We start from the raw sequence: 686 nt of genomic DNA on the forward strand, positions 1-686 counted from the left end.
AGAACATCTTGCAAGTCGTAGCCGTCCCCCAGCGTGGAGGCACGCAGACGGGTGAAGCGTTCCTGTCCCTGACCGGTCAGCCGGAAGCTGATACCGCCGCCCCGAACCGTCTTGACCTCATACCCGGCCTGCTTCATCAAATTGAGAAATTCGTCCAGATCAGCGGGGCGTTCCGCCAGCGCAGTATCAATAGCAAGGCGCAGTCGGTCCTGATAGGAAAGCGGTCCTTTCCGGTCTTTCTGCCACTCCCCATAGTTCCGATACTTGCTCTTGCTCCGGGGCTTCGGGTTCTCCACGATGGACAGCCCGTTTTCAAGGCACAGCCTGTCAGAGAGCCGCCGAAGGGCGAAGCTGGAGCCCCAAAAGTTTCGGAATTTCCGGGTGCAGTCAAGGGTGGTGGAGTTGTAATAAATGTGACAATGGATGTGCTGCTTATCGGTGTGCGTGGTAACGATAAAAGCGTGCCGCCCCTTTGTCCAGCGCATAGCCAGCTCATAGCCGATACGGTTCGCCTCCTTCGGGGTGATCTCGCCCGGATAGAAGGATTGTCGTATCTGATAGCACAGCACATTATTTTCTTTCTTCTGTTCCCGGCCCGTCATAGCGGCATAGCTGGCCTTTGCCAAAAGGAACTCGTCCGCCACGGTGGCCGGATCACATTCATAAGCGGAGATATACTTTCCGCT

General features: G+C 56.1%; 1 protein-coding gene. It reads right to left on the reverse strand.

Features of this window, described 5'->3' with window-relative positions; genetic code table 11:
* Positions 1 to 686 (reverse strand): relaxase/mobilization nuclease domain-containing protein (locus DW677_RS18120; RefSeq protein WP_181968404.1); only part of this gene is annotated, 686 nt, incomplete at both ends.

The sequence above is a fragment of the Clostridium sp. AM25-23AC genome (assembly GCF_003435125.1).
GTDB lineage: Bacteria > Bacillota > Clostridia > Lachnospirales > Lachnospiraceae > Pilosibacter > Pilosibacter fragilis.